General features: G+C 72.9%; 15 protein-coding genes and 1 tRNA gene. 6 read left to right on the top strand and 10 right to left on the bottom strand.

Going from position 1 to position 16671, the window contains the following annotated elements; translation table 11 throughout:
- Positions 1–72 (top strand) — tRNA-Arg (locus ACFVSL_RS07955).
- Between the two features lie 352 nt (positions 73–424).
- On the opposite strand, the gene ACFVSL_RS07960 is transcribed toward ACFVSL_RS07955, so the two are convergent.
- The 3 genes from ACFVSL_RS07960 to ACFVSL_RS07970 all read right to left on the bottom strand — a co-directional run bounded on the left by ACFVSL_RS07960 (position 425) and on the right by ACFVSL_RS07970 (position 4368).
- Complete coding sequence (locus tag ACFVSL_RS07960; protein WP_386939980.1) at positions 425–3853, bottom strand: SNF2-related protein; 3429 nt, start codon at positions 3851–3853, stop codon at positions 425–427.
- Positions 3854–3943: 90 nt separating this feature from the next.
- A complete protein-coding gene (locus ACFVSL_RS07965; RefSeq protein ID WP_386939982.1) occupies positions 3944–4207 on the bottom strand; it encodes a hypothetical protein in 264 nt (87 codons plus the stop codon).
- Entirely contained in the window at positions 4204–4368 is a 165-nt protein-coding gene (locus ACFVSL_RS07970) for a hypothetical protein (RefSeq protein WP_386939984.1), read from the bottom strand. Before ACFVSL_RS07970 ends, ACFVSL_RS07965 begins: the two co-directional genes overlap by 4 nt.
- Before the next feature lie 140 nt (positions 4369–4508).
- Here ACFVSL_RS07970 and ACFVSL_RS07975 point away from each other — a divergent pair, with 140 nt between their 5' ends.
- Positions 4509–5576, top strand: coding sequence for an ATP-dependent DNA ligase (locus tag ACFVSL_RS07975; RefSeq protein ID WP_386939986.1), 1068 nt, complete (start codon positions 4509–4511; stop codon positions 5574–5576).
- A gap of 11 nt (positions 5577–5587) precedes the next feature.
- On the opposite strand, the gene ACFVSL_RS07980 is transcribed toward ACFVSL_RS07975, so the two are convergent.
- Complete coding sequence (locus tag ACFVSL_RS07980) at positions 5588–6103, bottom strand: Lrp/AsnC family transcriptional regulator (protein ID WP_386939987.1); 516 nt, start codon at positions 6101–6103, stop codon at positions 5588–5590.
- A 161-nt stretch (positions 6104–6264) separates the two neighbouring features.
- Here ACFVSL_RS07980 and ald point away from each other — a divergent pair, with 161 nt between their 5' ends.
- A complete protein-coding gene (gene ald / locus ACFVSL_RS07985) occupies positions 6265–7362 on the top strand; it encodes an alanine dehydrogenase (RefSeq protein ID WP_386939989.1) in 1098 nt (365 codons plus the stop codon).
- 246 nt (positions 7363–7608) lie between these two features.
- Here the strand turns inward: ald and ACFVSL_RS07990 are convergent, their stop codons facing one another.
- From ACFVSL_RS07990 to ACFVSL_RS08000, 3 genes are all read right to left on the bottom strand, one after another.
- Complete coding sequence (locus ACFVSL_RS07990) at positions 7609–7968, bottom strand: metal-sensitive transcriptional regulator (RefSeq protein WP_386939991.1); 360 nt, start codon at positions 7966–7968, stop codon at positions 7609–7611.
- Positions 7965–8273, bottom strand: coding sequence for a rhodanese-like domain-containing protein (locus tag ACFVSL_RS07995; protein WP_386939993.1), 309 nt, complete (start codon positions 8271–8273; stop codon positions 7965–7967). Before ACFVSL_RS07995 ends, ACFVSL_RS07990 begins: the two co-directional genes overlap by 4 nt.
- A 74-nt stretch (positions 8274–8347) precedes the next feature.
- Entirely contained in the window at positions 8348–10054 is a 1707-nt protein-coding gene (locus ACFVSL_RS08000; protein WP_386939995.1) for an FAD-dependent oxidoreductase, read from the bottom strand.
- Positions 10055–10149: 95 nt separating this feature from the next.
- Between ACFVSL_RS08000 and ACFVSL_RS08005 the strand changes: the two genes are divergently transcribed.
- Together ACFVSL_RS08005 and ACFVSL_RS08010 are read left to right on the top strand one after the other, a co-directional pair.
- The gene (locus ACFVSL_RS08005; RefSeq protein ID WP_386939996.1) at positions 10150–13920 is read left to right on the top strand and encodes an AAA family ATPase; all 3771 of its coding nucleotides are present in this window, start codon (positions 10150–10152) and stop codon (positions 13918–13920) included.
- Entirely contained in the window at positions 13917–14162 is a 246-nt protein-coding gene (locus ACFVSL_RS08010; protein WP_386939998.1) for a hypothetical protein, read from the top strand. Before ACFVSL_RS08005 ends, ACFVSL_RS08010 begins: the two co-directional genes overlap by 4 nt.
- Before the next feature lie 96 nt (positions 14163–14258).
- On the opposite strand, the gene mscL is transcribed toward ACFVSL_RS08010, so the two are convergent.
- The 3 genes from mscL to ACFVSL_RS08025 form a co-directional block, all read right to left on the bottom strand.
- A complete protein-coding gene (mscL, locus tag ACFVSL_RS08015) occupies positions 14259–14669 on the bottom strand; it encodes a large conductance mechanosensitive channel protein MscL (RefSeq protein ID WP_386939999.1) in 411 nt (136 codons plus the stop codon).
- A gap of 78 nt (positions 14670–14747) precedes the next feature.
- Positions 14748–15074 carry an FmdB family zinc ribbon protein gene (locus ACFVSL_RS08020; protein WP_386940001.1) on the bottom strand — a complete coding sequence of 109 codons (327 nt, stop codon included), beginning with the start codon at positions 15072–15074 and terminating at the stop codon, positions 14748–14750.
- Between the two features lie 34 nt (positions 15075–15108).
- Positions 15109–15687, bottom strand: coding sequence for a 5-formyltetrahydrofolate cyclo-ligase (locus ACFVSL_RS08025; RefSeq protein ID WP_386940003.1), 579 nt, complete (start codon positions 15685–15687; stop codon positions 15109–15111).
- Positions 15688–15769: 82 nt separating this feature from the next.
- On the opposite strand from ACFVSL_RS08025, the gene galU reads away from it, so the two are divergent.
- Positions 15770–16669 (top strand): UTP--glucose-1-phosphate uridylyltransferase GalU, encoded by a 900-nt coding sequence (galU, locus tag ACFVSL_RS08030; protein WP_386940005.1) that lies wholly within the window; start codon positions 15770–15772, stop codon positions 16667–16669.
- Positions 16670–16671 lie beyond the last annotated feature (2 nt).

Consider the following 16671-nt stretch of genomic DNA (forward strand, 5'->3'; position numbering starts at 1 on the left):
GCCTCTGTAGCTCAATGGAAGAGCGACTCCGTCCTAAGGAGCAGGTTGGGGGTTCGAGTCCCTCCAGGGGCACCGTCGAGGTGCACGCCTCGCGTCGTCCGGTTCCGACCGATTCGGGACGTTCGGCGCGTGTCTCCCCCCGAACGGGGGGATCCGCGGTGCTAGTCTCGAAGGACTTCGCAGCGACGGCGGCGACGATGTTTCGGGTACATCGCCTCCTTCCTACCGTTGCAGCGGAGAGCGACGGGGAAGGGATCCGGGGGGCAACAACCCCTTCCTCGCCTTGCGACGCGTGTGCCATCGGGCGTGCGCCATCGTCGGGTTCGCGACCTACCCGCGTGGTCCGGTGATGGCCGGGCCGGCGATTCCCCCTCGCCGGCCCGGCGGTCCCGATCGTCTCCGGGGCGTTCGCGCGCCGGCGCGGCTACCCGCCGATCAGTCCGCGCAGGTCGTCTGCCGTGAGCGATTCGCTGAACAGCTCGTCGTCGTCCATGAGCGACGACACGAGCGCCGCCTTCCTGGCCTTGAGCGCCATCACCTTCTCCTCGATCGTGCCCTCCGCGACCATGCGGTAGACCATGACGGTCTTCGACTGGCCGATGCGGTGCGCGCGGTCGACGGCCTGCGCCTCGCTCGCGGGGTTCCACCACGGGTCGAGGAGGAAGACGTAGTCGGCCTCGGTGAGGTTGAGGCCGAACCCGCCCGCCTTGAGGCTGATCAGGAACACGGGTGCGTCACCGGTGCGGAAGCGGTCGATGACCTCGCTGCGGCGCCGGGTCGCCCCGTCGAGGTAGGCGTACGGCACCCCGGCCGCGTCGAGCCGCGCGGCCGCCAGCTCGAGGAACGAGGTGAACTGGCTGAACACGAGCGCGCGGTGCCCTTCGGCGATCACCTCGTCGAGCTGGTCGAACAGCGCGTCGAGCTTGGCCGAGGGCACGTCCGCGTACTGCTCCGAGTCGATGAGCGCCGCGTGCAGGCTCAGCATCCGGAGGAGCGTGAGCGAGCGGAACACCGTGAAGCGGTTGCGGTCGAGGTCGTCGATGAGCCCGAGGAGCTTCTGGCGTTCGCGCTGCAGGAAGGTGTCGTAGATGCGGCGGTGCGCAGGGTCGAGCGCGACCTGGAGCACCTGCTCCTGCTTCTCGGGCAGCTCGGGAGCCACGAGCTCCTTCGTGCGACGGAGCACCAGCGGGCGGATGCGACGTCGGAGCGCCGCGAGGCGGTCGCCGTTGTGGTCGATCTCGATGGGTCGGCGGTAGCGTTCGGCGAAGGCGCGGCCCGACGGGAAGAGGCCGGGCGCGACGATGCGGAGCAGCGCCCACAGCTCCATGAGGTTGTTCTCGACGGGGGTGCCGGTCACGGCGAGCCGGAACGGCGCGCGGATGTCGCGGGCGGCCTGGTTCGCCTTCGAGTTGCCGTTCTTCACGAACTGGGCCTCGTCGAGCACGAGCCCCGCCCAGTCGAGCTCGGCGAAGGCCTCGGCGTCGAGGCGCAGGATCGCGTAGCTCGTGACGACGAGGTCGGCCCCGGCGATCGCGTCCTCGAGGCGTCGGCGGCTCGCCGCCTGCGTCGTCGTCACGGTCGCGACGCGGAGGCCGGGTGCGAACCGCGCCGCCTCGCGCTCCCAGTTCGACACCACCGAGGTCGGTGCGACGACGAGGAACGGCGGGGCCGAGGCATCCGGCCGGCCCTTCGCGTGGGTGATCAGCGCGAGCGTCTGGGCCGTCTTGCCGAGCCCCATGTCGTCGGCGAGGATGCCGCCGAGGCCGTGCCGGTGGAGGAACGCGAGCCAGCGGAAGCCCTCCAGCTGGTAGGGCCGCAGCTCGACCGCGAAGCCCTCGGGCTGCGGGATCGGCTCGATGCCGTCGGGGGCGTTGAGTCCCGCGACGGTCTCCCGCCAGGAGACGGCGGCCTCCGACTCGTCGGCGAGGTCCTCGAACTCGGCCCAGAGGCTCGTCTGCGTGCGGTGGATCGGCAGTTCGCCGCCCTCCCACTCGTCGAGCGTGCCCGCCTCCTCGAGGAGCTCGCGGAGCGGCGCGAACACCGGCTGGTCGAGCGAGAGGTAGCTGCCGTCGATGAGGAGGAGCTTCTTCCGCCCGTGCGACAGCGCGCTGAACAGCGGGCCGAACGGCACCTTCTTGCCCTCGACGGTGACGACCACGCCGAGGTCGAACCAGTCGGTGCGCTCGCTCTCGACGGTCGTGACCGTGAGCTTCGGGGCCTCGGTGAGCTCGCGGTACTCGGGCGCCTCGCCGACGACGTCGACCCGCACCCGTTCGAGCTCCTCGAGGCGCGGCTGCACCCGGGTCGAGAACTCGGCGGCGTCGACGCCGCGCAGCACGACGACGGGCCTGAGGCTCGCGGATGCCTCGGCGCCCCGCTCGCGCCGGTCGCGAGCGCCGGGCGACCGGGGCGAGCGGAGGAGGGCACCGGCCGTCGGCTCGCCGGCGATCTGCTCGACGGCGAGCTCGGCCGGGCGCCGCTCGCGGACGGGGTCGTGGAACTCGGCGTCGGCGGCGTCGAACGGGAGGCGGCGCCCGCCGTCCGTCTCCCACTCCCAGCCGAGACGCAGCAGGTGGCCAAGCTCGTGGGTCACCGTGGCGACGAGGGTCGCGGGCGGGAGGGCCGGCAGCTCGACCGCGGGGTCGTCGTTCGTGATGCGCACGGCGCGCGCGAGCCGCGGGTACTCCTCGCGGGCGAAGTCGCCGATCTCGGCCGCGGGCACGACGATCGGCTCGGTGCGGCGCACGACGGCCCGCGCCGCCGGGGTCAGCGGGGCCGCGAGCGGGGCGAGGCCGATGCGGCCCGCGGCGAAGTCGAAGGCGTAGACCCCGTGGTCGCCGATGAGGCGCGCTCGTGCGCTCGGGTGCCGCTCCTCGTCGATCGCGACGGTCGGCACGAGTTCGAGGCCCGCAGGGGCCGGGGGAGAGGCGGTCTCGGGGTCGGCGACCGGCTGGGCGTCGGGCTGGGCGTCGGCGTCGACCTCGCTCGCGCGCGCCTCGAGGCTGATCTCCGCGGCGTCGCCGATCACGATCTCGGTCTGCGCGGTCGACCCGACGAGGGCGATGCCGAGCGCGGGGGCCTGCTCGAGGAGCGCCCACAGCGTGGCGCTCTCGTACTCGTCGAGCGAGATCCAGGCCGAGCCGTACTCGGCGAACGCCGAGTGGCGTGCGCCCTTCAGCATGGAGAACTCCCCGAACCAGCGCGCCTGACGGGGGTCGAAGCCGCCTGCGCCGCCCTGGAATCCGACGTTCTGCCAGGTCAGGTTCGCCTTGATCCAGCCGCCACGGGCGCCGCGCGTCACCGGGCGCACCGCGAGACGGTCGACCGAGGCCTCGGTCATCGCCGGCTCGTCGCGCGCCGTCTGCCGCGGGCCGCCCCCGCGTCGCGCGATGCGCTCGCGGAGCTCGAACTGCAGCGCCAGCGGCTGGCGCGGTGCGGTGTCGCCGCCGTCGCGCCCGATGGTGCCGGTCAGCGCCTCGAGCTCCGCGCGCCAGCCGCGACCGGCGGCGTCCTCGATCTCGTCGGCCGGTGCGGCGGCCTGCTGCCGGTGACGCTCCGCCGACGCGAGCAGGACGGCTGCGACGTGCTTGCAGTTGCGCCCCACCGGGCAGCTGCAGGTGCCGGACAGGATGGTGGTCCGGCCGGGGATGCCCAGGTCGAGCCGGACGTTCACCCGGTACGACTCGGCCGAGCTGCCCCGCACGACGGCCCCGAGCCGGAAGCCAGCCGGCTCCCAGACGAGCTCCTCGACGGCGCCGGAGCGTTCGACGGTGCGTCCGCGACTGAGACTCAGCGGGCCCACGAGGCGGGCGATGGCGAGTTCCTCGACGGGCGGGAATGAGTCGGAGGGCATCCCTCTATCGTCGCATCCGCAGGCGCCCCTGCGCGCCTCCGTCGTCGTCAGGGACCGGGGGCCTGCCATCCGCGTGCGCGGCCCCCGTGCTCAGCTCCAGTCGACGGCGTGCATCCAGCCCGCGATGTAGGCGCGCTCGTTCTCGTCGAGGCGCACGGGCGTGCGCGGCACCCCCGCGTCGGCCTCGCAGAGCTCGAGGATGCGCCGCACCACGACCGTGCGGAGCGGAGCATCGAGGTTCTCGAGGATCTCGCGGCGGAGCGGCCCCTCGAGCATGGGCCACCAGAGGCCGATCGGCGGCAGCGCGGTCCCGCCGTGCTGCGCGGGCGGGGGGCGATCGATGGTCGAGCTCATTGCGCCTCCTCCTCGGAGGTGCGGCCGGTCTCGGGATCGCGGACGACGACGCGCTCGTCGGCGTCGGCGTCCTCCTCGGCCCGCTGGTGCTGCTCCGCTGCCCGGAGCGCCGCGTCCTGCTCGTCCTGCTCGCCGGGATCGTCGGATCGTTCGTCGCTCATGGGTGCTCCTCGCGCCGCCGGCTGCATGGTCCGGCTCCGGCGAATTCGACGTTACGCGCGGCGGGCGCACCGGCGCGAGGGATTGACCGGCCCGCGCCCCGGTGCTACCGCCGCGGCGCACGGAGGTGCAGGATGGTCGGATGGACCTCCCGGTGATGCCGCCAGTCCCGCCCATGCTCGCCAAGTCGGTGAAGGAGATCCCCGACACCGGCCACGTCGAGCCCAAGTGGGACGGGTTCCGCACGATCGTGTTCAAGGACGGCGACGAGATCGAGCTCGGCAGCCGCAACGAGCGGCCCATGACCCGCTACTTCCCCGAGCTCGTCGACGCCCTCCGCGAGAACCTGCCGTCGCGGTGCGTCGTCGACGGCGAGATCGTCATCGCGACCGACGGGCGGCTCGACTTCGAGGCGCTGCAGCAGCGGATCCACCCGGCCGAGAGCCGCGTGCGGATGCTCGCCGAGCGCACGCCGGCCTCGTTCGTCGGCTTCGACCTGCTCGCCGAGGGCTCCGACGACCTCATGCCGCGACCGTTCGCCGAGCGGCGCGCGCGTCTCGTCGACGCGCTCGCCGGGGCATCCGACCCGATCTTCACGACCCCCGCGACGAGCGACCCGGCCGTCGCGCGCGACTGGTTCACCCGGTTCGAGGGAGCGGGCCTCGACGGCGTCGTCGCGAAGCCGCTCGACGGGGCCTACCTGCCCGACAAGCGCGCGATGTTCAAGATCAAGCACGAGCGCACGGCCGACTGCGTCGTCGCCGGGTACCGGTGGCACAAGTCGGGCGACGTCGTGGGCTCCCTGCTGCTCGGCCTCTACGCCGACGACGGCAGGCTGCAGCACGTCGGCGTCGTGGCCGCGTTCCCGATGGCCAGGCGGGCGAGCCTCGTCGCCGAGCTCGAGCCGCTCGTCGCCGCGGACCTCGCCGAGCACCCGTGGGGCGGCTGGGCCGAGGAGTCGGCGCAGCAGGGCGGCCGCATGCCCGGGGCCGTGAGTCGATGGAACGCCGGCAAGAACCTCTCGTTCGTGCCCCTCCGCCCCGAGCTCGTCGTCGAGGTCGCGTACGACCACATGGAGGGCGACCGGTTCCGCCACACGGCGCAGTTCCGGCGGTTCCGCCCCGATCGGACGCCGGAGAGCTGCACCTACGCGCAGCTCGAGGCACCCGACGGGCTCGACCTCGCCGAGATCCTGCCGCTGCGCGGCTGAGGAGCCCTTCGTCAGAGCACGGTGCGGAGCCCCGCCGGCATCGCCGTGTGGTGCTCGAACACGAGGTTCGTCTCGGTGAGCGCGACGGCGGGGTTCGCGGAGAGGTTCTTGAGCACGAACTGGCGGACGTGGTCGCTGTCGCGCACGCGGACGTGGATGAGGAAGTCCTCGGAGCCGCCGAGGAAGAAGAGCTGCGCGACCTCGGGCTGGGTGCGGAGCTCGTCGGAGATCTGCTCCATCAGGTGACGGGCGCCGGGGCGGATGCGCACGCTCACGAGCGCCTGCAGGTGGTAGCCGAGCGCGGCCGGTGAGATCTCGGCGGTGTAGCGCACGATGACGCCGCGCTCGCGGAGGGAGCGGACCCGGGCGAGGCAGGTCGACGGCGAGACGCCGACGGCGCGCGCGAGATCGACGTTGGGGATGCGCGCGTTCTCGTGCAGGAGGGCGATGATCTGCCGGTCGATCGCGTCGAGCACCACGGGCGCGGGCTCGACGCCCGGAGCGCTGATCTGCGGTGCATCCGCCATCGGAACCCTCGCTTTCGCATGAATGAATCAGATTGGATGATTCTACCGAATCTTCCACGGTTGTTCTTTCAGAACGACGAACAAGCGGCGATGATGTTCGCATCCACCCACATTCCATTCGGTCGACCCGCGCGGTCGACCGGGAGCTATTCGGAGCAATCATGCGTATCGGCGTGCCCGCTGAGATCAAGAACAACGAATTCCGCGTCGCGATGAACCCCGCCGGCGTGCACGCGCTCACGCAGCGCGGTCACTCGGTCGTCATCGAGGCGGGCGCCGGTCTCGGCGCCGGCTACACCGACGCCGAGTACGTCGAGGCGGGCGCCGGCATCGTCGCCACCGCCGCCGAGGCGTGGTCCGCCGAGCTCGTGCTGAAGGTCAAGGAGCCCGTCGCGAGCGAGTACGGGTACCTCCGCGACGACCTGACGCTCTTCACCTACCTCCACCTCGCGGCCGACCTGCCGCTCACGCAGGCCATCCTCGACTCGGGCGTCACCGCGATCGCGTACGAGACCGTGCAGCTCGCCGACCGCTCGCTGCCGCTGCTCACCCCCATGAGCGAGGTCGCCGGGCGTCTCGCCCCGCAGGTCGGCGCCGCTGAGCTCCACGCCTCGAAGGGCGGCCGCGGCGTGCTGCTCGCGGGCGTCCCCGGCACGGCACCCGCCAACGTCGTCGTCATCGGCGGCGGCGTCGCCGGCGAGCAGGCGGCGGCGACCGCGCTCGGCCTCGGCGCCGACGTGACCGTCTTCGACATCTCGCTGCCGAAGCTGCGCGAGATCGACGGCCGCTACCACGGCCGCATCAAGACGATGGCGTCCTCCTCGTACGAGATCGCCCGCGCGCTGAAGACCGCGGACCTCGTCGTCGGCGCCGTCCTCATCCCCGGCGCCGCCGCTCCCAAGGTCGTCACCGACGAGATGGTCGCCTCGATGAAGCCGGGCGCCGTGCTCGTCGACATCGCCATCGACCAGGGCGGCTGCTTCGAGGGCTCGCGCCCGACGACGCACGCCGAGCCGACCTTCAAGGTGCACGACGCGATCTACTACTGCGTCGCGAACATGCCCGGCGCGGTTCCCGCGACCTCCGCCCCCGCGCTCATCAACGCGACCCTCCCCTACGCGCTGAAGATCGCCGACCTCGGCTGGGAGGCCGCGCTCGACGGCGATGCCGCGCTCGCGAAGGGCCTCAACGCCACGGCCGGCAAGCTGACCTACGAGCCCGTCGCCGCGGCGCACGGCCTCGAGTACACGGCCCGCTGATCCCGACGCGGGGCGCGCACGTCGCGCCCCGCCGAGACGTCACCCCTCGCAGCCGATCGACCGCCACTGCACAGGCGGTCGCGAGGGGTGCGGAACCGTCGTGCGGGGCGTGCTCCCGCTGCTCCGCACGACCGGATGCCCCGCCCACGACTCGTGGGCGGGGCATCCGTCATTCTGCGCAGCGCTCGCGCCGTGACCCGGCCGCGTCGAGACCCGCGCGACCGCACCGGGCCGGCTCGGCTCGGCTCAGGCGAGGCTGAGGAAGAGCCGTTCGAGCTCCTCGACGTCGGGCTTCGCCGCGGCGCCGGACGCCGGGGCCGCACCGGGCTCGGCGCCCGTCGACGACTGCTCGTCGGCGAGGCACTCGCGCAGCGCCGAGGAGATGATCGCGAAGCCGGCGCGGTCGAGGGCGCTCGAGACCGCAGCGAGCCGGGTGACCACGGTGCGGCAGTCGGCGCCCGACTCGACCGCCTCGATGACGGCGCCGAGCTGGCCGCGGGCCCGCTTCAGCCGGTTGGCGATGCGACGCTGCTCGGCCAGGCGGTCGGCGTCGGCGCCCTCGTCGCCGATCGCGTCGATCGCGAGGTCCTCGACGGGCGCGCTCATCCTGCGCCGCCCATCTCGACCGGGAGCCCGGCGCGGTACCACTGCAGGATGCCGCCGTCGACGTTCACCGCGTCGACGCCCTGCTGCTCGAGGTAGGCCACGGCCTGCGCGCTGCGGCCGCCGACGTGGCACATGACGAAGACGGTGCGGTCGCGCGGCACCTCGTCGAGCCGGGCGACGAGCTCGCCGAGCGGGATGTGGTGGGCGCCGTCGATGCGCGCCTGGGCGAGCTCCTCGGCTTCGCGGACGTCGATGATGTACGCGTCGTCGGTCGCGTGCACCTCGGTGGGGGAGAGTGACTGCATCGGATGCCTCGCTTCTTTCTTCCGGTCGTTCGGAGGTGGTCGTGTCGGGCTCGGAGTGGTGGGATGCGGCGGCCTCAGGCGGCCGCCTCGAGGCGGTCGGGCCCCGCGGAGGCGAGCTCGCGGGCACGCATGCCGTCGCGCCAGGTCAGGAATCCGCCGTCGAGGTTGACGACGTCGTGCCCGAGCGCGGCGAGCAGGCGCGCCGCGGTGTGGGCGCCCTGGCCGACCCGGCAGTGCACGACGATGCGGCGCCCGGCGTACTCGGCGTGGGCCTCGCGCAGCCGCTCGACGGGCACCCACCGGGCCCCGGGGATGGCCCCCTCGGCGAGCTGGGCCTCCGCGCGGACGTCGAGGAGCGCCGCGCCCGCCGCGAGCTCCGCGTCGAGCTCGTGCCACTGGATCACCCGGTCCGTGCCCGCCGCGAGGTTCTCGGCGATGTAGCCCAGCTGGTTGACCGGGTCCTTCGCCTGGCCGAACTGCGGGGCGTAGGCGAGCTCGAGCTCGGCGAGCGAGGAGGCGGTCATGCCGGCGCCCATCGCCGTGGCGAGCACGTCGATGCGCTTGTCGACGCCGTCGGTGCCGACGGCCTGGGCCCCGAGGATCAGGTCGCTCGCGGCGTCGACGACGAGCTTCAGCGACATCGGCGACGCGCCCGGGTAGTAGCCGGCGTGCGACAGCGGGTGGGAGTGCACGACGCGCACGGCCCGTCCGCGTGCGCGGGCGGTGCGCTCGGTCCAGCCGACGTTCGCGACCGCGAGGCCGGCGACGTCGATGATCGCGGTGCCGAGCGCGGGACGTGCGGCGACCGGGCGCCCGGCGATCGCGTCGGCCGCCGCCCGTCCGTGACGGTTGGCGAGGCCTGCGAGCGGCACGAGCCGCGGTCCGCCGTCGACGGCGTCGCGCTGCTCGACGGCGTCGCCGACGGCGAAGATCGCGGGGTCGCTCGTGCGATGCGACCCGTCGACGACGATGCCGCCGCTCGGTCCGACGGCGAGGCCGGCCTCGGCGGCGAGGCCGGTCTCGGGGACGACGCCCATCGCCGCGACGACGAGGTCGGCGGCGAGGCGGGTGCCGTCGTCGAGTCGCACGTGGTCTGCGGCGACGTGCTGCACGGTGCGGCCGAGCCGCAGGGCGACGCCGTGCGCGGCGAGGTGGTCGGCGACGGGGGCCGCCATCTCCTCGTCGAGCGCGCCGAGCAGCTGCCCGCCGCGCTGGACGAGCGTGGTCGTGAGCCCGCGCCGGGCGAGGTTGTCGGCCATCTCGATGCCGATGTACCCGCCGCCGATCACGACGGCGTTCCCCGCGGGGGCGTCGTCGAGGCGGTCCATGATGCGGTCGAGGTCGTCGAGCGTGCGCAGCGTGTGCAGCGGCGCGCCGGCCGCGACGTCGGCGGGGCGACGCGGCGCCGCGCCCGGCGCGAGCACGAGCTCGTCGTAGTGCAGCGACTCGACCCGGCCGCTCGCGAGGTCCCGCACGGCGACGGTGCGTTCGGCGCGGTCGATCGCGATCGCCTCGTGGCGCACGCGCACGTCGAGCCGGAACCGCTCGGCGAGGCGCTCGGGCGTCTGCAGCGAGAGGGCGTCGCGCTCGGCGATGACGCCGGACACGTGATACGGAAGACCGCAGTTCGCGAAGGAGACCGCGGAGCTGCGCTCGACGACGATGATCTCGCGCGCTTCGTCGAGGCGGCGCAGGCGCGTGGCCGCGGACATGCCTCCGGCGACCCCGCCGATGACGACGGTGACGCGCGGCGAACGGGGGGCGGGGCTGTTCGGGAGCATTCGACGACGCTAGCACAATACCCTGGGGGTATCGAATGAGCGCTCGATGCGGCGATGCTCCGAGGAATTCGCGTGTTTCGCCTTAGGGTGTCGGTGTGCAGCGGCTCGATCGGAACGACGACGCCGAGGACGAGATCCTCGGCGAGGAGGCCGATGCCGCAGCCGACGACCTCACCCCGGACGACATGCAACAGGACATCACGAGCCCCGACGGCGTCAGCCTGGGCGACCCCGAACTCATCGCCGGCAACGTCGCCGAGCCGAGCTGGCGCCGCTGGAGCGCCGAGCTCGCCTCGGTCGGCGGTCGCTCGCCGCTCGTGCGGTTCGTCGACACGCCGCGCACCCGCATCGAGCTCTCGACCACGCATCCCGGCGGGCTGCCGCAGTTCATCACCGGCAAGTCGACGCTGCTCTCGAGCCTCATCCGCGACGAGCTCGCGCTCCGCAACGCCAGGCTCGCCGCCGCGGAGATCACCCAGAAGGGCATCGAGCTGCGGAGCGTCCGCGGCATCGAGTCGGTCCACCTCGCGATCGGCCTGGCCTCGTGGCGCAACGGGGGCGAGGAGTTCCTCGCGCCCGTGCTCCTGCGTCCGCTCGCCATCCGCCGCTACGGCCGCGACTTCGAGCTCAAGCTCAAGGGCCAGCCGTTCCTGAACCCCGCGCTCGCCCGTGAGCTCCGCGAGCAGTTCCAGATCACCCTCGACGCCGAGGCGTTCGTCGCGCTCGCGATCACGAACGGGGCGTTCAAGCCGCAGCCGGTCATCGACCGCCTGCGCGGCCTCACCAGTCACCTCCCGTGGTTCCAGGTCGCTCCGCGACTCGTCGTCTCCTCCTTCGCCGAGGTCGGCCCCGAGATGGCGGCGGATGCCTCGCGGCTCGAGCACCCCGTGATCGACGCCCTCGCGGGCAACCCGGCGGCCAAGGCGTCGGTCGCCGCCGCCCGCGACGAGCCGGTCCGCCCCGTCTCGCAGGACGAGCGGCCGCCCTCGACCGACACGCTGCTCCTCGACGCCGATCCCGAGCAGGAGCAGGTGATCGCCGAGATCGAGGCGGGCTCCTCGGTCGTGGTGAAGACCCTGCCCGGCACCGGCGGGACGCAGACGGTGGTCAACGCCATCGGCGCCCTCGTCGCGAAGGACAAGCGGGTGCTCGTCGTCGGCTCGCGACGCGCGAGCCTCGACGGCATCGCCCACCGGCTCGGCCAGATCGGCCTCGGCGGCGCCGCCGTCACCACGGCCGGCCTCCGCCGCGAGCTCATCCAGTCGATCTCCCGCAACGAGAAGGCCGAGCGGCCCCGCGTGGCCGACGTCGACGACGCGCTCGTGCGGCTGCGCAAGGTGCTGCTCGACTACCGCACCGCGCTCACTCGGCGCGACCCCGAGCTCGAGGTCTCGGTGCTCGACGCCCTCGGCGAGCTCGCCCGGCTCGCGCTCCTGCCGATGCCGCCCTCGACGACCGCGAGGCTCGACCACGCCGCACTCGTCGCCCTCTCGAGCGGGCGCGGCGACGTCGCCCGCGAGCTCGCCCGCGCCGCCGAGCTCGGCGAGTTCCGGTACGGACCCGGCGACTCGCCCTGGTACGGCGCGGCGTTCTCGAGCTCGGCCGAGGCGACGAACGCCCACGAGCTCGCCAAGCGCCTGAGCTCGCTCGAGGTGCCGCGGCTCCTCGAGCGGGGTCGCGCGCTCATCGCCCAGACCCGGCTCCGCGAGTTCGAGTCGATCGCCGAGCTCGGCGTCTTCCTGCGGCTCCTCCTCGACGTGCGCGAGACGCTCGACCGGTTCCAGCCGTCGGTCTACGACCGGCCGCTCGGCGAGCTGATCACCGCGACGGCGCCCCGGCGCGAGTCGCCGGGCATGTCGGGCGCCAACCGGCGCCGGCTGCGCAGGCACGCCCTCGAGTACGTGCGCCCCGGGGTGCACGTCACCGACCTCAACGCGGCGCTTCGCGGCATCCAGCAGCAGCGCACCCTGTGGCAGCGCTATTCGGATGCCGGTGCGATCCCCGGCGTGCCGGTCGGGCTCGACGACGTGCACGTCGCGTTCCAGCACGTCGCGACCGACCTCGCCACCCTCGACGTGCCGCTCGACATCGTCGGCACCCCGCGCCAGCTCGCCGCCCGCCCGATCCGCGAGCTCGTCGCGACCCTCGCCGGGCTCGCCGCCGACTCCGAGGTGCTCGCGAACCTGCAGGAGCGCACCGCGATCCTCGGGCGCCTGCGCGACCTCGGCCTCGACCCGCTGCTCCTCGACCTTGCGCGGCGCCACGTGCCCGAGCCCGCGGTCGCGGGCGAGCTCGAGCTCGCCTGGTGGCAGTCGGTGCTCGAGCAGGTGCTCGCGAGCGAGAAGGCGCTGCTCGGCGCGAACACGACGGTGCTGGACCGCCTCGAGGGCGACTTCCGGCTCGTCGACGAGGCGCACGCCTCGGCCGCGGGTCCGCTGCTGGCGTGGCGGCTCGCCGAGAACTGGAAGGTCGCGCTCGTCGACCACCCCGAGCAGGCCGGGACCCTCAAGCGGATGCTCCGCGGCGACCGGGTCCGCGTGAGCGCCCTGCAGACCGAGGTCCCCGACCTCTTCCGCGTGCTCGCGCCCGTGTGGCTCGCCTCGCCCTACGAGGTCGCCGCGATCGACGACCGGATCCCGTTCGACACGGTGCTCCTCGTCGACGCCGGCGCCACGACGATCGCCGAGAACCTCGGCGCCATCCGCCGGGCCAGGCAGGTCGTCGCCTTCGGCGACCCGGTGACCCAGACGCCGACCCTCTTCGAGACGGGCATCGACGACGGCGACCAGCCGGCCGAGGCCGACCACGGCGTCGACGCCCTGCACGCCGACTCGGCGCTCGCGCGCCTCGGCGAGCTGCTGCCGACGCTCACCCTCACCCGCAGCTACCGTGCGGGCGGCGAAGACCTCGCCGAGCTCGTCAACCGCCGCTTCTACGCGGGGCGGATCGTGTCGATGCCGTGGGCCGGCAGCTTCCTCGGGCACGGCAGCCTCGGCCTCCACTACGTCTCGGGCAACGGGCTGCCCGACGCCGTGACCGGCACGGTCGAGTCGATCGACTCCGAGGTCGCCAAGGTCGTCGAGCTCGTCATGGAGCACGCCGTGAAGCGGCCCCGCGAGTCGCTCATGGTGATCACGGCGAGCACCCGCCACGCCGCGCGCGTGCACCAGGCCGTGCTCGCCGCGTTCGCCAAGCGCACCGACCTCAGCGCCTTCATCCTGAAGGACCGCGCCGAGCCCTTCACCGTGCTCACCCTCGAGCAGGCCGTCGCGCAGAGCCGCGACCGCGTGATCTTCTCCATCGGCTACGGCCGCACGCCGCACGGGCGACTGCTCTCGAACTTCGGCTCGCTCGGCGAGCCCGGCGGCGACCGGCTGCTCGCCGTCGGCATGACCCGCGCACGGCGGTCGATGGACCTCGTCTCGGCGTTCCGGCCCGAGGACATCGACGAGTCGCGCCAGAGCCACGGCGTGCTGGCCCTCGCCAACGTGCTCACGCAGACCGAGGAGCGCGCGGCCGATCGCGGCGAGGCGAACCCGCCGGGGCCGATGCTGCGCGACCTCGGCGCGCGGCTCGAGCGGCGCGGCATCCGCGTGAGCGTCGGCCACCGCGGGCGGCTCGCGCTCGCGGCGGCGCACGCGGGCAAGGCCGTGGTCGTCGAGACCGACGACGCCTTCGCGGGCCAGAGCCTGCGCGAGTCGCTGCGGCTCCGCCCCGACGTGCTGCGCCGCCTCGGCTGGCACTACCTGCGGGTGCACAGCTTCGAACTCTTCGGCAACCCCGATGCCGTCGCGGCGCGCGTCGCCGCGCTCCTCGGGAAGCCCGACCCCGCGGCCGAGGGCGACGAGCCGCCGCGCGCACCGTGAGCGACGAACCCGAGCCGACGACGCCGAAGCCGCCCCGTCAGCGCGTCGAACGCGCGCCGGGTCGGGCGCGACGGGCGCGGCTCACGCCCGCACCCGGATCCGATCCCTCGCCCGAGGCCCCCGTCGAGCGCGAGGCGCCGCGCGCCGATCCCGGCACCGCACCCGGCGGCCCGCCGCGCCCGCCGTCGCCCGACGACGAACGGCTGACCCGCGATCGTCCGCCGCACTGGCAGCGCGACTGAACGCTCGAGCGCACGACCGGACGCCGGAACAGGATGAGCCGGTCGGCACCGCCCTCCGGGCGACGGCCGACCGGCTCATCCTGTCGGAGCGGATCGCTACGGCTCGGTGTGACGCCCCGCCGGGGCGCCGCCGGCCGCCGGCCCCTGCTCGGCGAGCAGGTCCCGGATCTGCGCCAGCACCGTGAGCTCGGTCTCGGGCTCCTCGGGGTCGGGCTGCCCGGCCTTGCGCTTGGCCTCGGCGCGCTCCTTGAAGTGGTTCATCGGCATGACGAAGACGAAGTAGACCACGGCCGCGACGGCGAGGAACGAGATGATCGCGCCGATGATCGCGCCGAACCGGAAGTCGGCGTCGCCGATGGTGACGACGAGCGCCTCGTCGAGGCTCTCGGCCTTGAACAGGAGCCCGATCAGCGGGTTGATGAGGTTCGCGACGATCGAGTTCACCACCGCGGTGAACGCCGCGCCGATGACGACGGCGACGGCGAGGTCGATGACGTTGCCGCGCATGATGAATTCCTTGAAGCCCTTGATCACGCTTCTTCTCCCTCGGGTCGCTTGTGAGACGGGCACCACGCTAGCCGAACGTCAGGAGGAGGCGGTGGAGCTGCTCCCGGCGCTTCCGCCACTCGTGGAGGAGGCCGACTTGGACGAGCCGGAGCCCGAGCCGGAGCCCGAGCCGGAGCCGGAGCCCGAGCCGGCCGAGCCGGCCGAGCCGCCCGTCGACGACCCGCCGCCCGCACGCGAGTCGGTGCGGTAGAAGCCCGAGCCGTTGAACGTGACGCCGATCGTGTTGAAGAGCTTGCGCAGCTTGCCGCCGCAGACCTCGCACACCGTCAGGGTGTCGTCGGTGAACGCCTGGTGGATGTCGAAGGCGTTGTCGCACTCGGTGCAGCGGTAGGAATAGGTGGGCATGGAACTCTCCGGTCGTGGAGACCGGCCGATCCGGTCAGAAGGCGATGATGCGGGTGGGGGTCACGACGCCGTTCACCGGCTGGTCGTGCACCTCGCGCGGCACGTGCTCGACGAACTCGCTGTCGAAGACCACGGCGTACACCGGAGGACATTTTCCCATCGAACCGAGGGTCTTGTCGAAATAGCCCCGGCCCCAGCCGAGCCGCATGCCGCTCGCGTCGATCGCCGCGGCGGGGATGACGATGAGGTCGACGTCGTTGATCGCCATCGGGCCGAGGAGCTCGCCGACGGCCTCGGGCGTGCCGTGGAGCCCGACCGTCTCGCTCGCCTCCTCGCCGACGGTCCAGTCGAGCAGGCCGTCCTCCCGGGTGATCGGGAAGAGCACGCGGATGCCCCGGGCCTCGGCCCAGTTCACGAAGGGCCGCGTGTCGGGCTCGGACGGCATCGACAGGTAGCACGAGATCGACTCCGCCTCCGTCGACCCGATGAGCTCCTCGAGCCGGGCGGTGAAGCCCTCGGTCGCGAGCTCGCGCTCGTGCGCCGGCATGTTCTGGCGGCGTTCGCGGAGCTCGGCGCGCAGGATGCGCTTCTGGACGTCCGGATCCTCGGGCATGGCACACATCCTAGGCCGAGGCCCCGGTGAGCGGGCCGCCCCGGGGCCGGTCGGCGGGGCCCGAACGGCTACGCTGGAGCCCATGACTCAACGGATCACGAAGGCGGTCATTCCTGCGGCGGGGTTGGGGACGCGGTTCCTGCCGGCGACGAAGGCGATGCCGAAGGAGATGCTGCCGGTGGTCGACAAGCCGGCGATCCAGTACGTGGTCGAGGAGGCGGTGAATGCCGGCCTGACGGATGTGTTGATGATCACGGGTCGGAACAAGAACGCGTTGGAGAATCACTTCGACCGGGTGGCCGAGTTGGAGGCGACCCTGGAGCGCAAGGGCGATACGGCCAAGCTCGAGAAGGTGAACGAGTCGACCGAGCTGGCCGACATGCATTACGTGCGTCAGGGCGACCCGTTGGGGCTCGGGCATGCGGTGCATCGGGCGCACATGCATGTGGGGGATGAGCCGTTCGCGGTGCTGCTGGGTGATGACATCATCGACGCGCGGGACGAGTTGCTGACGCGGATGCTGGACGAGCAGGTCCGGCGGGATGCGTCGATCGTGGCGTTGCTGGAGGTGGATCCGGATCAGATCCACTTGTACGGGGCGGCGCAGGTGGAGGCGACGGACGATCCCGACGTGGTGCGGATCACGGGTCTGGTGGAGAAGCCGGCGAAGGAGGTCGCGCCGTCGAACTATGCGGTGATCGGCCGGTACGTGCTGAAGCCGCAGGTGTTCGACGTGCTGGAGGACACGGCGCCGGGCAAGGGCGGTGAGATCCAGTTGACCGACGCGTTGATGACGATGGCGGAGGACGTGGAGGGCACGGGCGGGGTGTACGGGGTCGTGTTCCGTGGTCGCCGGTACGACACGGGCGACAAGCTGGACTACATCAAGGCCGTGATCCAGCTCGCGGTCGATCGCGACGACCTCGGCGCGGAGCTGAAGAGCTGGCTCGTCGACTACACCGCACGCCTCGAAGCCGACTGAAG

Source organism: Agromyces sp. NPDC058064 (assembly GCF_042885275.1).
In the GTDB taxonomy this organism is placed as follows: domain Bacteria; phylum Actinomycetota; class Actinomycetes; order Actinomycetales; family Microbacteriaceae; genus Agromyces.

What these genes read in the sequence shown, in the direction of transcription:
- galU (WP_386940005.1), top strand. Translation starts at nt 15,770, where the DNA reads ATGACTCAACGGATCACGAAGGCGGTCATTCCTGCGGCGGGGTTGGGG.
- ACFVSL_RS08020 (WP_386940001.1), bottom strand. Translation starts at nt 15,074, where the DNA reads ATGCCCACCTATTCCTACCGCTGCACCGAGTGCGACAACGCCTTCGAC.
- ACFVSL_RS08000 (WP_386939995.1), bottom strand. Translation starts at nt 10,054, where the DNA reads ATGCTCCCGAACAGCCCCGCCCCCCGTTCGCCGCGCGTCACCGTCGTC.
- ACFVSL_RS07995 (WP_386939993.1), bottom strand. Translation starts at nt 8,273, where the DNA reads ATGCAGTCACTCTCCCCCACCGAGGTGCACGCGACCGACGACGCGTAC.
- ACFVSL_RS07980 (WP_386939987.1), bottom strand. Translation starts at nt 6,103, where the DNA reads ATGGCGGATGCACCGCAGATCAGCGCTCCGGGCGTCGAGCCCGCGCCC.
- ald (WP_386939989.1), top strand. Translation starts at nt 6,265, where the DNA reads ATGCGTATCGGCGTGCCCGCTGAGATCAAGAACAACGAATTCCGCGTC.
- ACFVSL_RS07960 (WP_386939980.1), bottom strand. Translation starts at nt 3,853, where the DNA reads ATGCCCTCCGACTCATTCCCGCCCGTCGAGGAACTCGCCATCGCCCGC.
- ACFVSL_RS07970 (WP_386939984.1), bottom strand. Translation starts at nt 4,368, where the DNA reads ATGAGCGACGAACGATCCGACGATCCCGGCGAGCAGGACGAGCAGGAC.
- ACFVSL_RS08025 (WP_386940003.1), bottom strand. Translation starts at nt 15,687, where the DNA reads ATGCCCGAGGATCCGGACGTCCAGAAGCGCATCCTGCGCGCCGAGCTC.
- mscL (WP_386939999.1), bottom strand. Translation starts at nt 14,669, where the DNA reads ATGCGCGGCAACGTCATCGACCTCGCCGTCGCCGTCGTCATCGGCGCG.
- ACFVSL_RS07975 (WP_386939986.1), top strand. Translation starts at nt 4,509, where the DNA reads ATGGACCTCCCGGTGATGCCGCCAGTCCCGCCCATGCTCGCCAAGTCG.
- ACFVSL_RS07990 (WP_386939991.1), bottom strand. Translation starts at nt 7,968, where the DNA reads ATGAGCGCGCCCGTCGAGGACCTCGCGATCGACGCGATCGGCGACGAG.
- ACFVSL_RS07965 (WP_386939982.1), bottom strand. Translation starts at nt 4,207, where the DNA reads ATGAGCTCGACCATCGATCGCCCCCCGCCCGCGCAGCACGGCGGGACC.